This window comes from Paraburkholderia tropica (assembly GCF_014171495.1).
Taxonomy (GTDB): Bacteria; Pseudomonadota; Gammaproteobacteria; order Burkholderiales; family Burkholderiaceae; genus Paraburkholderia; species Paraburkholderia tropica.
In genome coordinates, this window is the sequence record NZ_CP049134.1 from 2,805,995 (window position 1) to 2,827,526 (window position 21,532).

Consider the following 21,532-nt stretch of genomic DNA (forward strand, 5'->3'; position numbering starts at 1 on the left):
CGTATTTCAGTGCGCGCCGGACGCTGCGTCCGGTGCAGGGGTTTGCGGATTCGTGAGTGCGGCCACCACGCGCTCCATCTGCATGAAGCGCGAGCCTTTCACGAGGATCGTGGCGCCCGGGCCGTAGCCCGCGCCAGCGAGTGCGCTCACGAGCGCGTTCGCGTCGGCGGCGTGCAGCGCGCCTGCGCCGAATGCCGCCGTGATGTCGCGCGCCGCGTCGCCGAGCGTATAAAGCGCATCGATGCCGCGCTCTTTCGCGTAAGCGCCCACCTCGCGGTGGAACGCCGGGCCGTCGTCGCCGACTTCGCCCATGTCGCCGAGCACGAGCACGCGCGGCGCGGCCTGCGCCGCCAGTACGTCGATGGCCGCGCGCACGGAATCGGGATTCGCGTTGTAGGTGTCGTCGATCACGACGGCGCCCGCGAGTTCGCCGAGCGCCGCGCGCTTGACCTGCAGACGGCCCTTCACAGGCTCGAACGCTTCGAGGCCGCGCTGAATCGCGTCGAACGACACGCCCGCCGCGAGCGCCGCCGCCGTAGCGGCGAGTGCGTTGTGCGCGTTGTGCGTGCCGAGCACCTGCAATTCCACTTCGAGATGGCCGTCGGGCGTCGCGATCGCGAGCCGCGACGCATTCACCAGCTTGCCTGTGACCGCGGCATCGACCGCGCGTTCATCGGTATGCAGCGCGAAATCGAGAATTTTCGAGCCGGTGGCCGCCACGCGCCAGATGCCTGCGTAAGCGTCGTCGGCGGGAAACACGGCCGTGCCTTCGGGCTTGAGCGCGTGAATCACGCTCGCGTGCTCGAGCGCGACGGCTTCCACCGTCGCCATGAACTCCTGATGCTCGCGCTGCGCGTTGTTCACCACGGCGACGGTCGGCTCCGCGAATTTCGCGAGCAGCTCGGTTTCGCCCGGATGATTCATGCCCAGCTCGACTACCGCCAGCTTGTGCGAGGCGTTCAGACGCAGCAGCGTGAGCGGCACGCCGATGTCGTTGTTCAGATTGCCCGCGGTCGCGAGACGCGCTTCGGCGCCGACGGCCGCCGCGAAGATCGACGCGATCATTTCCTTGACCGTCGTCTTGCCGTTGCTGCCCGTGACCGCGACGAGCGGCAGCGTGAAGCGACGCCGCCAGCCGAGTGCGAGCGCGCCCAGCGCCGTGCGCGTATCGTCCACGCGCAGCGCCGGAATGCGCCAGTCGCCGGGGCTGCGCGACACGAGCGCCGCGCTCACGTGACGGCCAGCCACTTCGGGCAGGAAGTCGTGCGCGTCGAAGCGGTCGCCCTTGAGTGCGACGAAAAGATCGCCGGGACCGGTCGTGCGGCTGTCGGTCGAGATGCGCGCAAACGTGGCGTTCTCGTCGCCGAGAACACTCGCACCGGGAATCAGCGCTGCCGCTTCGCGCAGGGAAAGCATTGTCATTCACCGCCTCCGCGCCCATGCCGATCGGAAGTCGGTCGGGCTGCGAGCGCAAGGCGCGCGTGGTCCTGGTCGGAGAACGCGCGCTTCTTGCCCATGATTTCCTGAGTTGCCTCGTGCCCCTTGCCGGCCAGCACGATGACGTCTTCCTTCGCCGCGCCGCGCACCGCCTGCAGGATCGCGCTCGCGCGGTCCTCGATGCGGCGCGCCTTCGCGGCCTCGCGCATGCCACCGACGATCTGGTCGATGATCGCCGTGGGCGATTCGCTGCGCGGGTTGTCGCTCGTCACCACGACCTGATCGGCGAGACGCTCGGCGATCGCGCCCATCAGCGGACGCTTGGTGGCGTCGCGGTCGCCGCCGCAGCCGAACATGCAGATCAGCTGGCCGCCGCGCGCCGCGGCGATCGGGCGCAGCGCGTCGAGCGTCTTTTCGAGCGCGTCGGGCGTGTGCGCGTAGTCGATCACCACGAGCGGCTCGTCGTGATCGGTGCGGCCGCCGAGACGCTCCATGCGGCCGTTCACCGGCTGCAGCTTCGCGATTTCGTTGAGCGCCGCGAGAAGCGGCACGTTCGCCGCCAGCAGCGCGCCGAGCACGCCGAGCAGATTGCTGACGTTGAAGAGACCGAGCGTCTGCACTTCGACGTTCGCTTCGCCCCAGTCCGACGTTTCCAGATGGAACGCGGTGCCCGTGGCGGTCGCGCGCACGTTCGTGGCGCGCAGCCATGCGTCGGCGGCCGGCGCATCGGCGGCGGGCGTTTCCACGCCGTACGCGATCGTGCGCGCCGTGCCGCGCGTGGCGGCGATCAGGCGGCGGCCCGCTGCGTCGTCGGCGTTGATGACCGCCGCGCGCAGACCAGGCCACGCGAACAGACGCGCCTTCGCGGCTTCATACGCCTCGAAGGTGCGGTGATAGTCGAGATGATCCTGCGTCAGATTCGTGAACACGGCGATGTCGAAGGACGTGCCGTTCACGCGCCCCTGATGCAACGCGTGCGACGACACTTCCATCGCGACCGCCTTCGCACCCGATTGCTGCAATTGCGCGAGCGAGCGCTGCAGTTGCGGCGCGTCGGGCGTCGTGAAACCGGTGTGCACGAGCTGGCCGACAAAGCCGCTGCCGAGCGTGCCGACGATCGCGCACTTCTGGCCGATGGCCGTGAGCGCCGAAGCGATCCACTGGCTGCACGAAGTCTTGCCGTTCGTGCCGGTCACGCCGACCACGAGCATCGCGTCACTCGGATCGCCATACCAGCCGCTCGCGATCTCGCCCGCGACCACGTCGAGCTGCGGCACGGCGAGCGCGTTTTGCGCCTGCGAGAAGTCGAACGTGCCTGCATAGCCTTCCGGCTGATAGACGACCGCCGCCGCGCCGCGCGCAAGCGCGCTTTCGATGTGCGGACGGTTGTCCGCGCCTTCGACGGCGTAAGCGAGGAACACGTCGCCCGGCTGGAGCGAACGCGTGTCGGCGTGCAGATTGGCGGCGGGCGCGATGCGCGCGCGCAGCCAGGCGAGCGCGTCCGCGATCTGCCGGTGCGCGGGATGCTGATTGCGCGTGGCGCTCATCGGACGACTCCGGGACGGTTTTTCGCGTTGTCGGCGACGGTCATGTGATGCGCGCCGACAGGGGTTTTCAGGACAGGCGCCGCACTCGCGACGCGCTTCGTGGGACCGGCGGGCGCGTTCGCGGCGGCCGGCGCGGAGGCGCTATCATCCGAGACCACGAGCTGCTTGACCGGCATATCCGGCGGGACGTTGAGCGAGCGCAAGGTGTCGCCGACGATGCCCGAGAACACCGGCCCCGACACCGCGCCGCCGAAGTGGCTGCCCGCCGTCGGCTCGTCGACCGTCACCGCCACCACGATGCGCGGGTTCGGCATCGGCGCCATGCCGACGAACGACGCGCGGTACTTCGAATGGTCGTAGCCGTGCGGGCCGTGCTTGTACGCCGTGCCGGACTTTCCGCCCACGCGATAGCCAGGCACCGCCGCGTCGGGCGAGGTGCCGTCCTTCGACACCACGCTTTCGAGCATCGTGCGCACTTCGCGCGCGGTGGTGGGCGCGAACACCTGCGTGCCGACCACGGGCTGGTCGTCGCCGGGATGACGGAAGATCGACACCGGCAGAATCTGGCCGTCGTGCGCGATGGCCGTGTACGCGCGCGCAAGCTGGAACAGCGACACCGAGAGGCCATAACCGTACGACATGGTGGCCTGCTCGATGCGGCGCCAGCTTTTCCACGGACGCAGCCGGCCCGGCGCCGCGCCGGGGAACCCGACCTTCGGCGCTTGCCCGAGACCGATGCTGGTGTACATGTTCCACATTTCTTCGGGCCGGAGCGTCATCGCGATCTTGGTCGCGCCGATGTTCGACGACTTCTGGATCACGCCGCCCACCGTCAGCACGCCGAACCCGGCGTCGTCGGTGATGGTCGCGCCGTCGAGCGTGAAGTGGCCCGCACCCGTATCCACCAGTGTAGTCGGCGAGACGCGGTGCAGATCGAGGGCCAGCGACACCGTGAACGGCTTCATGATCGAGCCCGGCTCGAACACGTCGGTGAGAATGCGGTTGCGCAGCTGCTCGCCCGTGAGGTGCGAGCGGTCGTTCGGGTTGTACGTGGGGTAATTGACGAGCGCGAGCACTTCGCCCGTGCGCACGTCCACCACCATCGCCGCGCCGGCCTTGGCCTTGAACTTCTCCACCGCCGCCTTCAGGTTCGAATAGGCGATGTATTGAATCTTGCTGTCGATCGACAGTTCGACGTCCGTACCATCGTGGGGCACGACCGTTTCGTCGACGTCTTCGACGATGTGGCCCATCCGGTCCTTGATGACGTGACGAATGCCGGGCATGCCGGCAAGAATTTTCTGATCGGACAGCTCGACGCCTTCCTGCCCTTCGTCTTCCACATTGGTGAAGCCGATCAGGTGGGCCGTGACGTCGCCTTCCGGATAAAAACGTTTGTATTCGTTGCGCTGATAAATGCCGGGGATGTCGAGCGCCGTAATCTGCTGCGCGATGTCGAGCGGCACCTGGCGCTTCACATAGACGAAGGTCTTGTCTTCGGAAAGCTTCTTGCGCAGTTCCTGCTGCGTCATGCCGAGCAGTTTGCCGAGCTGCGCGAGCTTGTCGGCGCCGAGGTCGTCGGGCACGGCTTCGGGAATCGCCCAGATCGCGCGCACGGGCAGACTCGTGGCGAGCACGAGGCCGTTGCGGTCGAGAATCTTGCCGCGCGTGGCGGGCAGTTCGATGGTGCGCTGATAGCGGCTTTCGCCCTGCTTCTGATAGAAGGCGTTGCCCGGTCCCTGGATCCAGAACGCGCGCGCGGCGAGCGCGACGAACGCCATGAACAGCATGAAGACGACGAGCTTCGAGCGCCACATCGGCAGGCGCACGGAGAGAATGGGATTCGCGGTGAAGGCGACGCTCTTGCGGCTGTTGCCCTTTTTCATCGCGCGCCTCCGCGACGGTTGGCCGCCGCCGCGCCCTGCGCCGGCGCGGACGTGGGCACGGGCGCGTCCACAGCGGTGGCCGCGCCCGGTGCGAGCGTCAGGTATTGCGTGCGTCCGGTCGTCACGGGCTGCATCTTGAGCGAATCGGTAGCGATCTGTTCGACGCGCGACGTTCTGGACAGCGCGCTCTGCTGATACTGAAGTTGCGCGTAGTCCTGCTGGAGCTGACGCTCCTGCGACTGCGCGCGTTGCAACTGAATGAAGATCTGACGCTGCTGATTGGTGGCGTTGACGACCGACAACGCGCAACCCATGACGACGATCAGCAGGAAGATGTTCAGGCGGTTCATGGCGTGACGCGCTCCGCGATGCGCATCACAGCCGAGCGGGCGCGCGGATTCGCGGCGACTTCCTCGTCGCTCGCGAACACGCGGCCGAGCAGCTTCAACGGCGGGCTGGGCAGGTCGACGGCGCGGATCGGCAAGCGGCGATCGATCGCGGGCGCGGTGGCGTGCGCCTGCATGAACCGCTTCACGATTCGGTCTTCCAGCGAATGGAAGCTGATGACCACGAGCCGCCCTCCCTGCTCCAGCAACGCCAGCGCTGCTTCTAGAACGACCTGCAGCTCCGCAAGCTCTTGATTGACGTGAATCCGTATAGCTTGAAAGGTGCGGGTTGCCGGGTCCTTACCCTTCTCACGGGTTTTGACGGCGTTAGCCACGATTTGGGCAAGCTCGCCCGTGCTGTCGAGAGGCCCGAGACGGTCGGACTCTGCCCGGCGAGCAACAAGCGCCTTTGCAATCTGAAAAGCAAACCGTTCTTCCCCATAATCTCGAATCACCTCCGTCAGTTCCTGCAACGTGGCCCGCGCGAGCCAGTCAGCGGCGGACTCGCCGCGCGTCGGGTCCATCCGCATGTCGAGCGGACCATTGGCGCGGAAACTGAAACCGCGCTCCGGGTCGTCGATTTGCGGCGACGACACGCCCAGGTCCAGCAAAATCCCCGACACACGCCCTACCCCGCGCTCCGCCATCGCGTCGCGCAGTGAAGCAAAACTCTCGTGCACGATCGAGAACCGCGCGTCGCCGACCTGTTCGGCCGTGGCGATCGCCAGCGGGTCCTTGTCGAACGCGATCAGGCGCCCGGCTTCGGAAAGCCGGCCGAGAACCGCGCGACTGTGCCCGCCGCGACCGAACGTGCCGTCCACATAGACGCCGTCCGCGCGCGTCACGAGCGCATCGACCGCTTCATCGAGCAGCACCGTGCGATGCTGCAATCCTTGTCCCATCGCAGATGCCATAGCGTTTTAAACCGCGATCAGAACGTGAAATTCTTCAAGGCGTCGGGCATGCCTTGGGCCATCGCCGCCTGTTCCTTCGCGGCGTAGGTTTGCGCATCCCACAACTCAAAATGACTACCCATGCCGAGCAGCATGACTTCCTTTTCCATACCAGCTGCGAGACGTAATTCGGGAGAGACGAGCACGCGACCCGCGCTGTCGAGGTCGACGTCGGACGCATTACCGAGAAAAATGCGGCGCCACCAGTGGGCGTCCATCGGCAATGCGGCGACTTTCGCGCGGAAGACTTCCCATTCAGGGCGCGGAAATAGCAACAGGCAGCCGTCCGGGTGCTTGGTGATCGTCACCCGGCCTTCTGCCTGTTGTTGCAGCGCGTCCCGATAGCGAGACGGAATCGACATCCGTCCTTTCGCATCGAGTGTCAGCGCCGACGCCCCCTGGAACAATTTGCTCCCCCTCACGCGGCGCCGATCGCCGCCCGTCTAAATCTCAGGAAATTTACCCGAATACGTATCTGGAATCACACAAAAATACACTTTCTCACACTGTCTCCCACTTTAGAGGAAGGCCCAACGAGGGTCAAGGTGGCTGGCGCGTTTTTTGACGAAATTTATCCGCTAGAACAAGGACTTAGCGGCACTTGTTCAAGTCAGACGCAAAGCCAAAAACCGTTATGAATGAATGAGCTAACGCAGGTTGTGAAGGTGATACGTGAAATAGGCGGTGAAAATCGCGGTGGTGCGGGGCGTTGGCGGGGATTAAAGCGAAAGGCTAAATGCGCTAAAGGGGCGGTAATCGCGCGGGCGGGCGTCTCCCACCTGCCCGCGCAAAATCACTAGATGTAGTAGGCCGTGCGCGTCATGACTTTCGACGCGGCGCGCATGAGCGAGCGCATCGGCAGCGGCAATTCGATGCCGCCGAGGTCGGTGGCCGAGCGCGCGTGGGCGATCTCGTCGGTGCGCATCTGTTCGACGATGGCGCGCGATTCGAGGTCGGCGGGCGGCAAGGCGTCGAGGTGGCTGTCCAGGTGATGTTCGACCTGGCGTTCGGTTTCGGCCATGAAGCCGAGACTGACCCGGTCGCCCAGACGGCCCGCCGCGAAGCCGATCGCGAGCGCGCCCGCGTACCAGAGCGGATTGAGCAGGCTCGGACGCGAATCGAGCGCTTCCAGACGGCGCGCGGTCCAGGCGAGGTGATCCTCCTCTTCCTGCGCGGCGTGCTCGAAGGCAGCCTTCAGCGACGGCGAGCGCGTGGCGATCTTCTGCGCCTGATAAAGCGCCTGCGCGCAAACTTCGCCCACGTGATTCACGCGCATGAGGCCCGCCGCGTGCGAACGCTCGGCGGCCGTGAGCTCGCCGGGCGCGGTGCCGACCGCCGCCACGCCAGCGACTTCGGATTCGTCGCCGGCCGCGAGTGCGACGTCTTGCGCGCGCGTGCGCGCCGCGGCCGATTCGAGGGAAGGCTGAGGGATGGGCCGCGACATGCGCGACACACCAGTGATCGAGCGCAGGCCCCGATCGAATTCGGTAATCAACTCGTCAAGCGTCATCCAACCTCCCTCCTCGCGCACTGCAAACAGCACGGCAAAAGCACAGCCAAAACACGACCCCGAGCGCCGACGACCTGGCGCGAAATGCGTCTGATAAGCATCTCGCATTCGCCGACCGACCGGCCGTTAAAAAAGCACTACAGGAACTCTCGCCGCGCCGTCAATCAGGGGCAGCGCCGATACCCGGCGCATATTCTAGACCATGTTGTGTAAACGAAACAGGTACTTAGGAGCGTCCTGCCTTTTCCTTTGTCACCCCTAACCCTTTTGTTACATTACGTGCAACTTCTCGCGAAGTTAGACACGCAAGGCCACAGCACGACACATCGCACTACATAAGAATCGGCCTTGTAAAAAGACGCATAAAAGATTCGCAAAATACTGGAGATCATTCAATGAAGAAGTCGCTTCTCGCGCTTGCTGCGCTGGGCGCGTTCGCGGGCGTTGCTCACGCACAGAGCAGTGTCACGCTGTACGGCATCATCGACGAAGGTTTCAACATCAACACGAACTCGGGCGGCAAGCACCTGTACAACCTCTCGAGCGGCGTGCTGCAGGGCAGCCGTTTCGGCCTGCGCGGCGCTGAGGATCTGGGCGGCGGTCTGAAGGCGGTCTTCGTGCTCGAAAACGGTTTCGACGTGAACAACGGCAAGCTCGGTCAAGGCGGCCTGATGTTCGGTCGTCAAGCCTACGTCGGCCTGAGCAACACGCAGATCGGCACGGTCACGCTGGGTCGTCAGTACGACTCCGTCGTCGACTACGTCGGTCCGCTCGAAGCGGGCGACCAGTGGGGCGGCTACATCGCGGCTCACCCGGGCGACATCGACAACTTCAACAACGCGTACCGCACCAACAACACGATCAAGTTCACCAGCGCGAACTACGCTGGCCTGACGTTTGGCGGCACGTACAGCTTCGGCGGCACGGCGGGCGACTTCACCCACAACCAGATCTGGTCGCTGGGCGCAGGCTACAACAACGGCCCGCTGGCCCTCGGCCTCGCCTATTTGAACGCGCGCACGCCGGCAGCCTCGGGCGGCCTGTTCAACAACGGCGGCACGATCGCTGCGAACACGGGCGTCGCGGCTTCGGGCTACGCCGTGAGCTCGCCGGTCTACGCGGGCTTCGCTTCGGCCAACACGTACCAGGTGATCGGTGCGGGCGGCGCGTACACGTTCGGCGCAGCAACGTTCGGCCTGACGTATTCGAACATCCGCTTCGCGAACCTCGGCTCGTCGTACTCGAACGCAGCGATCGCCGGTTACCGCGGCCAGTCGGCGACGTTCAACAACGCCGAAGTGAACTTCAAGTACCAGCTCACGCCGGCTCTGCTGGTTGGCGCGGCGTACGACTACACGCGCGGCGCGTCGATCAACGGCGCTTCGCGTGCCCAGTACCACCAGGGCGCAGTCGGCGTCGACTATTTCCTGTCGAAGCGCACCGACGTCTACGTGATCGGCGTGTACCAGCATGCGCTGGGCGAAACGCTGAACTACGCAGGTCAGGTGGTCGACGCGACGGCTGGCATCAACGGCCTGTCGGGTTCGTCGAACCAGAACCAGTTCACGGCCCGCGTCGGCATCCGTCACAAGTTCTAAGAAGAACAGCCGTAGTAGTCTCGAAGGCGCCCGCGGGCGCCTTTTTTCTTTGATGCGGCGCATAAAAAAAGCCCGCCCTTTCGGGCAGGCTTTTTTCACGAACGCTGCGAGCGCCGCGCTGTTACGACACGCGCGTGTCCCGCAATTCGCGACGCAGGATCTTGCCGACGTTGCTCTTCGGCAGATCGTTGCGGAACTCGATGAGCTTCGGACGCTTGTAGCCCGTGAGCTGCGTCTTGCAGTAGTCGAACACGTCCTTGTCGGTGAGCGCCGGATCCTTCTTGACGATATAGAGCTTCACCGCTTCGCCCGAATGCTGATCGGGCACGCCCACGGCCGCCACTTCGAACACGCCCGGCAGCTTCGCGACCACGTCCTCGACTTCGTTCGGATAAACGTTGAAGCCCGACACCAGAATCATGTCCTTCTTGCGGTCGACGAGCTTGATATAGCCGCGCGTATTCATCACGCCGACGTCGCCCGACTTGAAGTAGCCGTCGGCGGTCATGACCTTCGCCGTTTCTTCCGGACGCTGCCAGTAACCCGCCATCACCTGCGGTCCGCGAATGCAGATCTCGCCCGCTTCGCCGATCGGCAGTTCGTTGCCGTCGTCGTCGCGAATCGAGATTTCGGTGGACGGCAGCGGCAGCCCGATCGTGCCCGTGTACTCGGTGGCCGTGGTCGGGTTGCAGGTCACGCTCGGCGATGTTTCGGACAACCCATAACCTTCGACAATCGGCGTTTGCGTGCGCTCGTACCAGCGCTTCGCAACCGCTTCCTGCACCGCCATGCCGCCGCCGTTCGCGACCAGCAGATGCGAGAAGTCGAGCTTGTCGAAATCGGGATGATTGAGAATCGCGTTATAGAGCGTGTTGACCGCCGGGAACGTCGTAATCGAATAGCCGTGCAGTTCCTTGATCATGCCCGCGATGTCGCGCGGATTCGGAATCAGGATCGCGAGGCCGCCCGTGCGCATCGTCAGCAAGCCGCAGACGGTGAGCGCGAACACGTGATAGAGCGGCAGCGCCGCGACCGTGACCGGCTGCACGCCGGCCGGCAGACGCGCGAGCGCGGGCTCGGTCCACGCCGCCGACTGCAGGACGTTGGCGATCAGATTGCGGTGCAGCAGCGTCGCGCCCTTCGATACGCCGGTCGTGCCGCCCGTGTACTGAAGGAACGCGACGTCGTCGGGCTTCTGCTCGACGGGCTTGAAGCTCTGGCGCGCGCCGGCCGCGAGCGCGGCCTTGAACGGCACGTGACCGGGCAGACTCCACGCGGGCACCATCTTCTTCACGCGGCGCACGACGAAATTGACGATGAAGCCCTTCGCCGCGCCGAGCAGATCGCCCATCGACGCGACCACGACGTGCTTCACGCGCGTTTGCGCGATCACGGCCTGGAGCGTGTTGGCGAAGTTCTCGAGGATGATGATCGCTTCGGCGCCGCTGTCCTTGAGCTGATGCTCGAGCTCGCGCGGCGTGTAAAGCGGATTGACGTTCACGACCACGTAGCCCGCGCGCAGGATCGCGGCGAGCGCGACCGGATATTGCAGCACGTTGGGCATCATGATGGCGATGCGCGCGCCGGGCGCGATGCCGCGCGACTGGAACCAGGCGGCGAGCCGCTTCGACAGCTCGTCGAGCTGTCCGTAGGTGATGGCCTTGCCCATGCAGGCGAACGCGGGCTTCGCGCGATTCGCGTTGAAACTCTCCGTGAGCAGCGCCGTGATGGACGCGTATTGGCTCGCGTCGATCTCGGCGGGCACGCCCGGCGGGTACGATTTCAGCCAGACCTTTTCCATGCGGCGTCTCCTCCTCTATATTTTCGAATGGTCGTGCTAAAAAATGGATCGTAGCACGGCGACCGTGTTTTTCTTACGGGAATCAGCGAGTTAGAAAGCGCCCTCCAACCCTTTCGGCCAGGGTTTACGCGCGTTCGACTTCGACGAGGCAGTCGTAGAACGTCGCCGAATTGCCGAGGTCGGTAAGCGCCTGGCTCGTCACCTCGTTGGCGTTGCGGCCGTCGGGCGCGAGCTTCTTCCACCAGATCGACAAGCCGACCACGAGACCTTCGCGCGCGCGTTCGGACACGCGTGCGCGCGCACGCATCGAGCCGCGATCGTTGAAGACGCGAACCTGATTGCCGTCGACGATATTGCGCAGGGCGGCGTCGGCGGGATTGAGATCGATGTGCGGTTCGCCTTCGGTGGCGCGCAGGCTCTCGACGTTCACGAAGGTGCTGTTGAGGAAGTTGCGCGCGGGCGGCGAGATCATCGCCAGCGGATAACGCGCCGCGAGTTCGGGCGCGCCGTCGGCCGACTCGTGCGGCGGCAGATAGTCGGGCAGCGGGTCGAGGCCCGCTTGCGCGAGCGCTTCGCTGTAGAACTCGCACTTGCCGGTCGGCGTGCGGAAGCCGCCGTGCGCGAACGGCGCTTCGGCAATATTCAGCTTGATCCACGCGTTCTGCTTGAGCGTGTCCCAGTTCGCGCCATCGAAGGCCGGATCGCGCCAGTCGAATGCACGCGACGCCACCTCTTCGTCACTCTCGAACAGCGCGGGCTCGGTCAGGCCCATCGCGCGCGCAATCGAGCGGAAAATTTCCGTGTTCGGACGCGCCTCGCCCACCGGCGCGATCGCGGGCAGATTCGCCATCACGTGCGTGTGGCCGTAGGACTTATGCACGTCGAGGTGTTCGAGCTGCGTGGTCGCGGGCAGCAACAGATCGGCGTAATCGGCGGTATCGGTCTGGAACTGTTCGAGCACGATCGTGAACAGGTCGTCGCGCGCGAAGCCGGCCGCCACCTTCGCGGAGTCCGGCGCGACGGCAACGGGATTCGAGTTGTAAACCACGACCGCTTCGATCTTCGGACCGAACGCGGTGTCGCCCGCATGCGTGAGCGCGTCGCCGATCTGGTTCATGTTGACGATGCGCGGCTGATGCTTCGGCCAACCCGGGATCAGGTCGGGACGCTGCAGCGCGTGAGCATCGACCGGTGCCCAACCCGACGACGACAGCAGCACGCCGCCGGAACGCTCGCGCCACGCACCGGTGAGCGCGGGCAGACAGGCGATCGCACGCACCGCGTTGCCGCCGCCGCGTACGCGTTGCAGACCGTAGTTCATGCGGATCGCGACCTTGCGCGTCGACGCATAAAGGCGCGCGAGATCGACGATGGTCTGTTCCTCGATGCCGCAAATCTGCGCGACGCGGGCGGGCGTGTAAGTCAGCGCGCGCGCTTTCAGGGGCTCGTAGCCGTGCGTGTACGCGGCGATGTAGTCGTGATCGAGCCGGTCTTCGGTGATCAACACGTGCATCATGCCGAGCGCGAGTGCGCCGTCGGTGCCGGGCTTCAGCGCGATGTGCTGATGACACTTCTCGGCGGTCAGCGAGCGATACGGGTCGATCGCGATCAGCTTCGCGCCGTTGCGCTTCGCTTCCTGCGCGCGGGTCCAGAAGTGCAGATTCGACGCGATCGGATTCGCGCCCCAGATCAGGATGACTTCGCTTTCCGCGAAGTGCTCGGTGAGCATGCCGAGGCTCGAGCCATACGTGTAGCGCAGGCCCGCCGCGCCGGCCGCCGCGCAGATCGCGCGATCGAGCCGCGACGCACCGAGCTTGTGGAAGAAGCGTTGCGCGATGCTGTCGCCTTGCACGAGCCCCATCGTGCCCGCATAGCTGTACGGCAGGATCGCCTCAGGCGCGCGCTGCGCGATCTCGCCGAGCCGCTCGGCCGCGATGGCGCAGGCCTCGTCCCAGGTAATCGGCTCGAAACGCCCCTCTCCCTTGGCGCCGACGCGCTTCATTGGCTGCGTCAGACGCTTCGGATGGTGCACGCGTTCGGCGTAGCGCGTGACCTTCGTGCAGAGCACGCCTTGCGTCGGCGCGTGATCGGGGTCGCCGCTCACCTTGATCGCCTTGCCGTTCTCGACGGTCACGCGCATCGCGCAGGTGTCGGGGCAGTCGTGGGGACAGACTGCGCGGGCAAAGTCGGCTCGGGCGTTCATGAGAGATTCCGTGGGTGCGGCAAGGTGTCAGTACTGCGATTTTATTATGCGCAGCGCACCCAACCGCCATGCGCCGGGGGCTGGAGCGCGAAAAAAAAGCTTCGGCGTAGAATGGTTCGTCTAGACCCGGCCTGATCGCCGGGCGCCCACTTTTCGAGCACTGCCCGCCATGAAACTGATCCCGGAAATCCAGGCCGCCCAAGGCGAAATCCAGGGCTTACGACGAACGATCCATGCCCATCCGGAACTGCGCTACGAAGAAAGCCAGACCGCCGATCTCGTGGCGTCGAAACTGGCCGAATGGGGTATCGAGGTGCATCGCGGTCTGGGCAAGATGGGCGTGGTCGGCGTGCTCAAACGCGGCAACGGCGCACGCTCGATCGGCCTGCGCGCCGATATGGATGCGCTGCCGATTCAGGAACTGAACACCTTCGATCATCGCTCGCGCAACGACGGCAAGATGCACGCGTGCGGCCACGACGGACATACGGCCATGCTGCTGGGCGCCGCGCAATATCTCGCCCGGCATGGCACATTCGACGGCACCATTGTCTTCATCTTTCAGCCCGCCGAGGAAGGCGGCGCGGGCGCGAAGGCGATGATCGACGATGGTCTTTTCACGCGCTTTCCCGTCGATGCCGTATTCGGCATTCATAACTGGCCTGGCATGCCCGCTGGTGTCTTCGGCGTGACCGAAGGGCCGATCATGGCGTCGAGCAACGAATTCCGAATCGAAATCAAAGGCGTGGGCTCGCATGCCGCCCTGCCGCACAACGGGCGCGATCCGGTGTTCACCGCAGTGCAGATCGCCAACGGGCTGCAAAGCATCATCACGCGCAACAAGAAGCCGCTGGATACCGCGGTGCTGTCGATCACGCAGATTCATGCGGGCGATGCCGTGAACGTGGTGCCGAATACGGCGTGGATTGCGGGCACGGTGCGCACCTTCACGACGGAAACGCTTGATCTGATCGAGTCGAGACTGCGCAAGATCGCCGAGAGCACGGCCGATGCGTACGACTGCTCGGTCGAGATCACATTCCATCGCAATTATCCGCCCACCGTGAACAGCAGCGCGGAAACGCAATTTGCCGCCGAGGTGATGCGCGAAGTGGTGGGCGCGGCTCGCGTCGACGCGAGCGTGGAGCCGACGATGGGCGCCGAAGACTTCTCGTTCATGCTGCTGGAAAAGCCGGGCTGCTATGCGTTTCTCGGTAACGGCGACGGCGGACATCGCGAGTCTGGACACGGCGCAGGTCCGTGCATGCTGCACAACGCGAGCTACGATTTCAACGACCAGTTGTTGCCGGTCGGCTCGTCGTATTGGGTGCAATTGGCGACGAAATTTCTCGCGCAGAAGTAGTTCTTCTGCGTAGTTTGCTGTGTCGTGTGGAAACAAAAAAGCCGCCCTTGAGGCGGCTTTTTTTCTGCCCAAGGCACGCGTATTCCCCACGCCCAAACGCCAGAACCCCGGCTCTCTTTCTGGAGAAGCCGGGGTTCTGGACGTACTGCATAAGAAGCCTGACGATTACCTACTTTCACACGGGCAATCCGCACTATCATCGGCGTAGAGTCGTTTCACGGTCCTGTTCGGGATGGGAAGGGGTGGGACCGACTCGCTATGGTCATCAGGCATGACGGGTTGCTGCGTCGCCTTTGGGGGCGCCACAGCCAATCTGGAAGAAGCGTAAAGAGTTTTTACTGAATTCGGGTTGTGTTGTTTATATCGGCACAACACTGATCTCTCAACCGTGCGCTTTGCCCCCTGCGGGGGTGGGATGCCCGTAAGTGCTGAAGCACTAACGATCATCGCAAAACACACCTGTTATAGGATCAAGCCTTACGGGCAATTAGTATCAGTTAGCTTAACGCATTACTGCGCTTCCACACCTGACCTATCAACGTCCTGGTCTTGAACGACCCTTCAAGGGGCTCGAAGCCCCGGGGATATCTCATCTCAAGGCGAGTTTCCCGCTTAGATGCTTTCAGCGGTTATCTCTTCCGAACATAGCTACCCGGCGATGCCACTGGCGTGACAACCGGTACACCAGAGGTTCGTCCACTCCGGTCCTCTCGTACTAGGAGCAGGTCCCTTCAAATATCCAGCGCCCACGGCAGATAGGGACCAAACTGTCTCACGACGTTTTAAACCCAGCTCACGTACCTCTTTAAATGGCGAACAGCCATACCCTTGGGACCGGCTACAGCCCCAGGATGAGATGAGCCGACATCGAGGTGCCAAACACCGCCGTCGATATGAACTCTTGGGCGGTATCAGCCTGTTATCCCCAGAGTACCTTTTATCCGTTGAGCGATGGCCCTTCCATACAGAACCACCGGATCACTATGACCTGCTTTCGCACCTGCTCGACTTGTCAGTCTCGCAGTCAAGCACGCTTATGCCATTGCACTATCAGCACGATTTCCGACCGTACCTAGCGTACCTTCGTACTCCTCCGTTACCCTTTGGGAGGAGACCGCCCCAGTCAAACTGCCTACCATGCACTGTCCCCGATCCGGATTACGGACCAAGGTTAGAACCTCAAACAGATCAGGGTGGTATTTCAAGGACGGCTCCATGCAGACTAGCGTCCACACTTCACAGCCTCCCACCTATCCTACACAAACCGGTTCAAAGTCCAATGCAAAGCTACAGTAAAGGTTCATGGGGTCTTTCCGTCTAGCCGCGGGGAGATTGCATCATCACAAACACTTCAACTTCGCTGAGTCTCGGGAGGAGACAGTGTGGCCATCGTTACGCCATTCGTGCAGGTCGGAACTTACCCGACAAGGAATTTCGCTACCTTAGGACCGTTATAGTTACGGCCGCCGTTTACCGGGACTTCAATCAAGAGCTTGCACCCCATCATTTAATCTTCCGGCACCGGGCAGGCGTCACACCCTATACGTCCACTTTCGTGTTTGCAGAGTGCTGTGTTTTTATTAAACAGTCGCAGCCACCAGTTTATTGCAACCCCTTCACCCTCCTGGCGCAGGCCAGTCAAGCTACAAGGGCGTACCTTATCCCGAAGTTACGGTACCAATTTGCCGAGTTCCTTCTCCCGAGTTCTCTCAAGCGCCTTAGAATACTCATCTCGCCCACCTGTGTCGGTTTGCGGTACGGTCACTGTTGAACTGAAGCTTAGAGGCTTTTCTTGGAACCACTTCCAGTTGCTTCTGCTCCGAAGAGCATGGCCTCGCACCCTTGAATTCCGCGCCCGGATTTGCCAAAGCGCCTTCTCCAATGCAAGGACCGGGACTTCCAACACCCGGACAACCTTCCGCGATCCGTCCCCCCATCGCATTCAACAATGGTGCAGGAATATTGACCTGCTTCCCATCAGCTACGCATTTCTGCCTCGCCTTAGGGGCCGACTCACCCTACGCCGATGAACGTTGCGTAGGAAACCTTGGGCTTACGGCGAGGGGGCCTTTCACCCCCTTTATCGCTACTCATGTCAGCATTCGCACTTCTGATACCTCCAGCACGCTTTTCAACGCACCTTCGCAGGCTTACAGAACGCTCTCCTACCATGCACATAAATGTGCATCCGCAGCTTCGGTATATGGCTTAGCCCCGTTACATCTTCCGCGCAGGACGACTCGATCAGTGAGCTATTACGCTTTCTTTAAAGGGTGGCTGCTTCTAAGCCAACCTCCTGACTGTTTTAGCCTTCCCACTTCGTTTCCCACTTAGCCATATTTGGGGACCTTAGCTGGCGGTCTGGGTTGTTTCCCTCTTGACACCGGACGTTAGCACCCGATGTCTGTCTCCCGTGATTGCACTCTTCGGTATTCGGAGTTTGCTATGGCGACGTAATCCGCAATGGACCCATCAACCATGACAGTGCTCTACCCCCGAAGGTGATACACGAGGCACTACCTAAATAGTTTTCGGAGAGAACCAGCTATTTCCAGGTTTGTTTAGCCTTTCACCCCTATCCACAGCTCATCCCCTAACTTTTCAACGTTAGTGGGTTCGGTCCTCCAGCACGTGTTACCGTGCCTTCAACCTGGCCATGGATAGATCACCTGGTTTCGGGTCTACACCCAGCGACTGAACGCCCTGTTCGGACTCGCTTTCGCTACGCCTGCCCTATTCGGTTAAGCTTGCCACTGAATGTAAGTCGCTGACCCATTATACAAAAGGTACGCCGTCACCCCTTGCGAGGCTCCGACTGTTTGTATGCATGCGGTTTCAGGATCTATTTCACTCCCCTCCCGGGGTTCTTTTCGCCTTTCCCTCACGGTACTGGTTCACTATCGGTCGATCACGAGTATTTAGCCTTGGAGGATGGTCCCCCCATCTTCAGACAGGATTTCACGTGTCCCGCCCTACTTGTCGTACACCTAGTTCTTCCTCGCTGTTTTCGCCTACGGGGCTATCACCCACTATGGCCGCACTTTCCAGAGCGTTTGGCTAACAACGAAGATAAAGAGTACAGGCTGATCCCATTTCGCTCGCCACTACTTTGGGAATCTCGGTTGATTTCTTTTCCTGCGGCTACTTAGATGTTTCAGTTCGCCGCGTTCGCTTCGCATGACCTATGTATTCAGTCATGGATACTCCATACGGAGTGGGTTTCCCCATTCGGATATCGGTGGATCAAAGCTTGTTTGCCAGCTCCCCACCGCTTTTCGCAGGCTACCGCGTCCTTCATCGCCTGTGATCGCCAAGGCATCCACCACATGCACTTGTTCGCTTGACCCTATAACGGGTGTGTCTCATGATCCCCGGAGGAACCACTCAATCCACTCGCTACAGGTTGAGTATTCGTGTTGCGCCGTATTTCAAGGCAATCTTTCGATCACTTAAAAATACATTGATACAATCACAACCCTGATTCACCTACTCGCACCCATCTCTAAGTGCTTTCAGATGAATCTCTTTACTACTTCTTCCTGATTGTTAAAGAACGACAGCCGACATGGTTTTACTCACATCGCTCTGACTGGCTCAATCGCCAATGCGTAATACCCGGTTTGTGTTTCACCGGACACTAGGCATTGAGGATTGGTGGAGGATGACGGGATCGAACCGACGACCCCCTGCTTGCAAAGCAGGTGCTCTCCCAGCTGAGCTAATCCCCCAGTCATGCATACTTCAGGGAACTGCCCGTCAGACCAGTTGGTGGGTCTGGATGGATTCGAACCATCGACCCCCGCCTTATCAAGACGGTGCTCTAACCGACTGAGCTACAGACCCCTGAGTCTGTCTTTATTACAGCCGACAAGTGTGAGCGCTTTGATACGCGAGTGCGTGAGCTCTGGAAAGGAGGTGATCCAGCCGCACCTTCCGATACGGCTACCTTGTTACGACTTCACCCCAGTCATGAATCCTGCCGTGGTGACCGTCCTCCTTGCGGTTAGACTAGCCACTTCTGGCAAAACCCACTCCCATGGTGTGACGGGCGGTGTGTACAAGACCCGGGAACGTATTCACCGCGGCATGCTGATCCGCGATTACTAGCGATTCCAGCTTCACGCAGTCGAGTTGCAGACTGCGATCCGGACTACGATCGGTTTTCTGGGATTGGCTCCACCTCGCGGCTTGGCAACCCTCTGTTCCGACCATTGTATGACGTGTGAAGCCCTACCCATAAGGGCCATGAGGACTTGACGTCATCCCCACCTTCCTCCGGTTTGTCACCGGCAGTCTCCCTGGAGTGCTCTTGCGTAGCAACTAGGGACAAGGGTTGCGCTCGTTGCGGGACTTAACCCAACATCTCACGACACGAGCTGACGACAGCCATGCAGCACCTGTGTTACGGCTCCCTTTCGGGCACTTCCACCTCTCAGCGGAATTCCGTACATGTCAAGGGTAGGTAAGGTTTTTCGCGTTGCATCGAATTAATCCACATCATCCACCGCTTGTGCGGGTCCCCGTCAATTCCTTTGAGTTTTAATCTTGCGACCGTACTCCCCAGGCGGTCAACTTCACGCGTTAGCTACGTTACCAAGTCAATGAAGACCCGACAACCAGTTGACATCGTTTAGGGCGTGGACTACCAGGGTATCTAATCCTGTTTGCTCCCCACGCTTTCGTGCATGAGCGTCAGTATTGACCCAGGGGGCTGCCTTCGCCATCGGTATTCCTCCACATCTCTACGCATTTCACTGCTACACGTGGAATTCTACCCCCCTCTGCCATACTCAAGCGATGCAGTCACCAATGCAGTTCCCAGGTTGAGCCCGGGGATTTCACATCGGTCTTACATCACCGCCTGCGCACGCTTTACGCCCAGTAATTCCGATTAACGCTTGCACCCTACGTATTACCGCGGCTGCTGGCACGTAGTTAGCCGGTGCTTATTCTTCCGGTACCGTCATCCCCCGGCCATATTAGGACCAGGGATTTCTTTCCGGACAAAAGTGCTTTACAACCCGAAGGCCTTCTTCACACACGCGGCATTGCTGGATCAGGCTTTCGCCCATTGTCCAAAATTCCCCACTGCTGCCTCCCGTAGGAGTCTGGGCCGTGTCTCAGTCCCAGTGTGGCTGGTCGTCCTCTCAGACCAGCTACGGATCGTCGCCTTGGTGAGCCTTTACCTCACCAACTAGCTAATCCGCCATCGGCCGCCCCTATAGCGCGAGGTCCGAAGATCCCCCGCTTTCATCCGTAGATCGTATGCGGTATTAATCCGGCTTTCGCCGGGCTATCCCCCACTACAGGACACGTTCCGATGTATTACTCACCCGTTCGCCACTCGCCACCAGGTGCAAGCACCCGTGCTGCCGTTCGACTTGCATGTGTAAGGCATGCCGCCAGCGTTCAATCTGAGCCAGGATCAAACTCTTCAGTTTAAACCTGTTACTGTTTTCGGTTCTCTCGAACCGGTCGCTCACTCAAAGCTGACAGGTATCTGAATTACTTCAAAAACCTGACTTACTTTAGTGTGAGACTCTTGATACTTTTGCTTCTCCTGACGTGCTCCGAAGAACCCGCCAGGTCGCATCACCTATCAAGCGCCCACACTTATCGGCTGTAAATTTTTAAAGATCGCGTCGCGCAAACTGCCCGGTTCGACTGCCGCACCGTAGTGCGCTGTTACTACCCGGCGTTTGCTGCGTTGCTGCGTCAGCAGCAGAGAAACGAGATTATGAAGTCTCTTTTTCGTTTCGTCAACATCTTTTTTTACGTCGCCGCTTAAAAGCTTGCTGATCCTGCGAACCCGCTGGTTTCGTCGCGGGCTTCGCTGCGGCGTATTGCTTGTTGCGTGCAGCGAAGGGGGCGAATCTTAGCGCCCCCTGAGGCCAGGCGCAAGGGGTGGCGGAAAATAATTCCGCCACCGGACCCAATCGGGCGCCAAACTGGGGCGCCAAACTGCTTGCCACCCACCCTTACTTGTTCTTGAACGCGGGTTTGCGCTTCTCCACGAACGCTGCCATCCCCTCCTTCTGATCTTCCGTCGCAAACAGCGAATGGAAAAGCCGACGCTCGAAGTGCACGCCTTCGGCCAACGTCGTCTCGTAAGCGCGGTTCACCGCCTCCTTGGCCATCATCACCGCGGGTAGCGAGTATTCGCAGATCGTCGTCGCAGCCGCAATCGCTTCGTTGAGCAGATCGGCCGCCGCAATCACGCGCGACACGAGTCCCGCACGCTCCGCTTCCGCCGCATCCATCATGCGCGCCGTCAGACACAGATCCATCGCTTTCGCCTTCGATACCGCGCGCGGTAGACGCTGCGTCCCGCCCGCGCCCGGAATCACGCCTAGCTTGATCTCCGGCTGACCGAACTTCGCCGTATCGGCGGCGAAAATCATGTCGCACATCATCGCCAGCTCGCAGCCGCCGCCCAGCGCGAAACCCGCCACCGCCGCAATGATCGGCTTGCGGATCGAGCGGATCGTCTCCCAGTTGCGCGTGATGTAGTCGCCCTTATAGACATCCATGAAGCTATAGGTCGCCATCATGCCGATGTCCGCGCCCGCCGCGAACGCCTTCTCGCTCCCCGTAATAACGATCGCGCCGATGTTCTCGTCCGCGTCGAACGCTTTGAGCGCCGTGCCCAGTTCGTCCATCAAGGCGTCGTTGAGCGCGTTCAGCGCTTTCGGCCGGTTCAACGTGACGAGACCGACTTTGCCGCGCGTCTCGACCAGGATGTTTTCGTACCCCATACCGCCTCCTTCTGTCATAGAAAAGTCCTCAAAAATTTCTTTTACGCCGAAGTTTGACTAATGCTAACATTTGCCAACCAACCGGTCGGTCAA

The 21,532-nt window shown here is 61.7% G+C and carries 11 protein-coding genes, 2 tRNA genes, 3 rRNA genes and 2 pseudogenes; 2 read left to right on the forward strand and 16 right to left on the reverse strand.

From position 1 onward, the window contains the following. Positions 1-6 precede the first annotated feature (6 nt). The 8 genes and pseudogenes from G5S35_RS12650 to G5S35_RS40265 all read right to left on the reverse strand — a co-directional run. Positions 7-1,422, reverse strand: coding sequence for a UDP-N-acetylmuramoyl-tripeptide--D-alanyl-D-alanine ligase (locus G5S35_RS12650; RefSeq protein WP_065060431.1), 1,416 nt, complete (start codon positions 1,420-1,422; stop codon positions 7-9). Continuing rightward, complete coding sequence (locus G5S35_RS12655; RefSeq protein WP_183038352.1) at positions 1,419-2,984, reverse strand: UDP-N-acetylmuramoyl-L-alanyl-D-glutamate--2,6-diaminopimelate ligase; 1,566 nt, start codon at positions 2,982-2,984, stop codon at positions 1,419-1,421. The genes G5S35_RS12650 and G5S35_RS12655 overlap by 4 nt, the downstream gene beginning before the upstream one ends. Next, positions 2,981-4,870 (reverse strand): peptidoglycan D,D-transpeptidase FtsI family protein, encoded by a 1,890-nt coding sequence (locus tag G5S35_RS12660; RefSeq protein WP_065060433.1) that lies wholly within the window; start codon positions 4,868-4,870, stop codon positions 2,981-2,983. The genes G5S35_RS12655 and G5S35_RS12660 overlap by 4 nt, the downstream gene beginning before the upstream one ends. Next, on the reverse strand, positions 4,867-5,220 hold the full coding sequence (ftsL, locus tag G5S35_RS12665; protein ID WP_065060434.1) for a cell division protein FtsL: 354 nt from the start codon (positions 5,218-5,220) through the stop codon (positions 4,867-4,869). Before ftsL ends, G5S35_RS12660 begins: the two co-directional genes overlap by 4 nt. After that, positions 5,217-6,170 carry a 16S rRNA (cytosine(1402)-N(4))-methyltransferase RsmH gene (rsmH, locus tag G5S35_RS12670; RefSeq protein ID WP_065060435.1) on the reverse strand — a complete coding sequence of 318 codons (954 nt, stop codon included), beginning with the start codon at positions 6,168-6,170 and terminating at the stop codon, positions 5,217-5,219. Before rsmH ends, ftsL begins: the two co-directional genes overlap by 4 nt. A gap of 17 nt (positions 6,171-6,187) precedes the next feature. Continuing rightward, on the reverse strand, positions 6,188-6,616 hold the full coding sequence (gene mraZ, locus G5S35_RS12675; protein WP_027818006.1) for a division/cell wall cluster transcriptional repressor MraZ: 429 nt from the start codon (positions 6,614-6,616) through the stop codon (positions 6,188-6,190). A gap of 389 nt (positions 6,617-7,005) precedes the next feature. Then, positions 7,006-7,533: pseudogene (gene coq7 / locus G5S35_RS12680) on the reverse strand (2-polyprenyl-3-methyl-6-methoxy-1,4-benzoquinone monooxygenase); the annotation flags it as partial. A gap of 102 nt (positions 7,534-7,635) precedes the next feature. Beyond that, positions 7,636-7,719 (reverse strand): annotated as a pseudogene (locus G5S35_RS40265) (2-polyprenyl-3-methyl-6-methoxy-1,4-benzoquinone monooxygenase); the annotation flags it as partial. Between the two features lie 395 nt (positions 7,720-8,114). Here G5S35_RS40265 and G5S35_RS12685 point away from each other — a divergent pair. Continuing rightward, the gene (locus G5S35_RS12685) at positions 8,115-9,317 is read left to right on the forward strand and encodes a porin (protein WP_065060437.1); all 1,203 of its coding nucleotides are present in this window, start codon (positions 8,115-8,117) and stop codon (positions 9,315-9,317) included. A gap of 121 nt (positions 9,318-9,438) precedes the next feature. Here G5S35_RS12685 and G5S35_RS12690 read toward each other — a convergent pair whose 3' ends face one another. Beyond that, positions 9,439-11,118, reverse strand: a complete 1,680-nt coding sequence (locus G5S35_RS12690; RefSeq protein ID WP_074987359.1) for a long-chain fatty acid--CoA ligase — start codon at positions 11,116-11,118, stop codon at positions 9,439-9,441. Positions 11,119-11,242: 124 nt separating this feature from the next. Beyond that, complete coding sequence (locus tag G5S35_RS12695; protein ID WP_183038353.1) at positions 11,243-13,321, reverse strand: molybdopterin-containing oxidoreductase family protein; 2,079 nt, start codon at positions 13,319-13,321, stop codon at positions 11,243-11,245. A gap of 169 nt (positions 13,322-13,490) precedes the next feature. Here G5S35_RS12695 and G5S35_RS12700 point away from each other — a divergent pair, with 169 nt between their 5' ends. Further along, entirely contained in the window at positions 13,491-14,684 is a 1,194-nt protein-coding gene (locus tag G5S35_RS12700; RefSeq protein ID WP_183038354.1) for a M20 aminoacylase family protein, read from the forward strand. Positions 14,685-14,840: 156 nt separating this feature from the next. On the opposite strand, the gene rrf is transcribed toward G5S35_RS12700, so the two are convergent. From rrf to G5S35_RS12730, 6 genes are all read right to left on the reverse strand, one after another. Continuing rightward, a 5S ribosomal RNA gene (gene rrf / locus G5S35_RS12705) occupies positions 14,841-14,954 on the reverse strand. A gap of 196 nt (positions 14,955-15,150) precedes the next feature. Next, positions 15,151-18,030: ribosomal RNA gene (locus G5S35_RS12710) — 23S ribosomal RNA — on the reverse strand. Between the two features lie 306 nt (positions 18,031-18,336). Further along, positions 18,337-18,412: transfer RNA gene (locus G5S35_RS12715), tRNA-Ala, on the reverse strand. 38 nt (positions 18,413-18,450) lie between these two features. Next, positions 18,451-18,527, reverse strand: a tRNA-Ile gene (locus tag G5S35_RS12720). A gap of 65 nt (positions 18,528-18,592) precedes the next feature. Beyond that, positions 18,593-20,125 (reverse strand): 16S ribosomal RNA (locus G5S35_RS12725). Together the 16S, 23S and 5S rRNA genes with 2 tRNA genes alongside form the textbook arrangement of a ribosomal RNA operon. Positions 20,126-20,662: 537 nt before the next feature. Next, positions 20,663-21,439 carry an enoyl-CoA hydratase gene (locus tag G5S35_RS12730; RefSeq protein WP_065062593.1) on the reverse strand — a complete coding sequence of 259 codons (777 nt, stop codon included), beginning with the start codon at positions 21,437-21,439 and terminating at the stop codon, positions 20,663-20,665. Positions 21,440-21,532: the final 93 nt, after the last annotated feature.

Bases quoted from the DNA above. Each gene is read 5' to 3' on its own strand.
- rsmH (WP_065060435.1), bottom strand. From the start codon at position 6,170: ATGGCATCTGCGATGGGACAAGGATTGCAGCATCGCACGGTGCTGCTC.
- G5S35_RS12685 (WP_065060437.1), top strand. From the start codon at position 8,115: ATGAAGAAGTCGCTTCTCGCGCTTGCTGCGCTGGGCGCGTTCGCGGGC.
- G5S35_RS12695 (WP_183038353.1), bottom strand. From the start codon at position 13,321: ATGAACGCCCGAGCCGACTTTGCCCGCGCAGTCTGTCCCCACGACTGC.
- ftsL (WP_065060434.1), bottom strand. From the start codon at position 5,220: ATGAACCGCCTGAACATCTTCCTGCTGATCGTCGTCATGGGTTGCGCG.
- G5S35_RS12730 (WP_065062593.1), bottom strand. From the start codon at position 21,439: ATGGGGTACGAAAACATCCTGGTCGAGACGCGCGGCAAAGTCGGTCTC.
- G5S35_RS12650 (WP_065060431.1), bottom strand. From the start codon at position 1,422: ATGACAATGCTTTCCCTGCGCGAAGCGGCAGCGCTGATTCCCGGTGCG.
- G5S35_RS12655 (WP_183038352.1), bottom strand. From the start codon at position 2,984: ATGAGCGCCACGCGCAATCAGCATCCCGCGCACCGGCAGATCGCGGAC.
- G5S35_RS12690 (WP_074987359.1), bottom strand. From the start codon at position 11,118: ATGGAAAAGGTCTGGCTGAAATCGTACCCGCCGGGCGTGCCCGCCGAG.
- G5S35_RS12700 (WP_183038354.1), top strand. From the start codon at position 13,491: ATGAAACTGATCCCGGAAATCCAGGCCGCCCAAGGCGAAATCCAGGGC.
- G5S35_RS12660 (WP_065060433.1), bottom strand. From the start codon at position 4,870: ATGAAAAAGGGCAACAGCCGCAAGAGCGTCGCCTTCACCGCGAATCCC.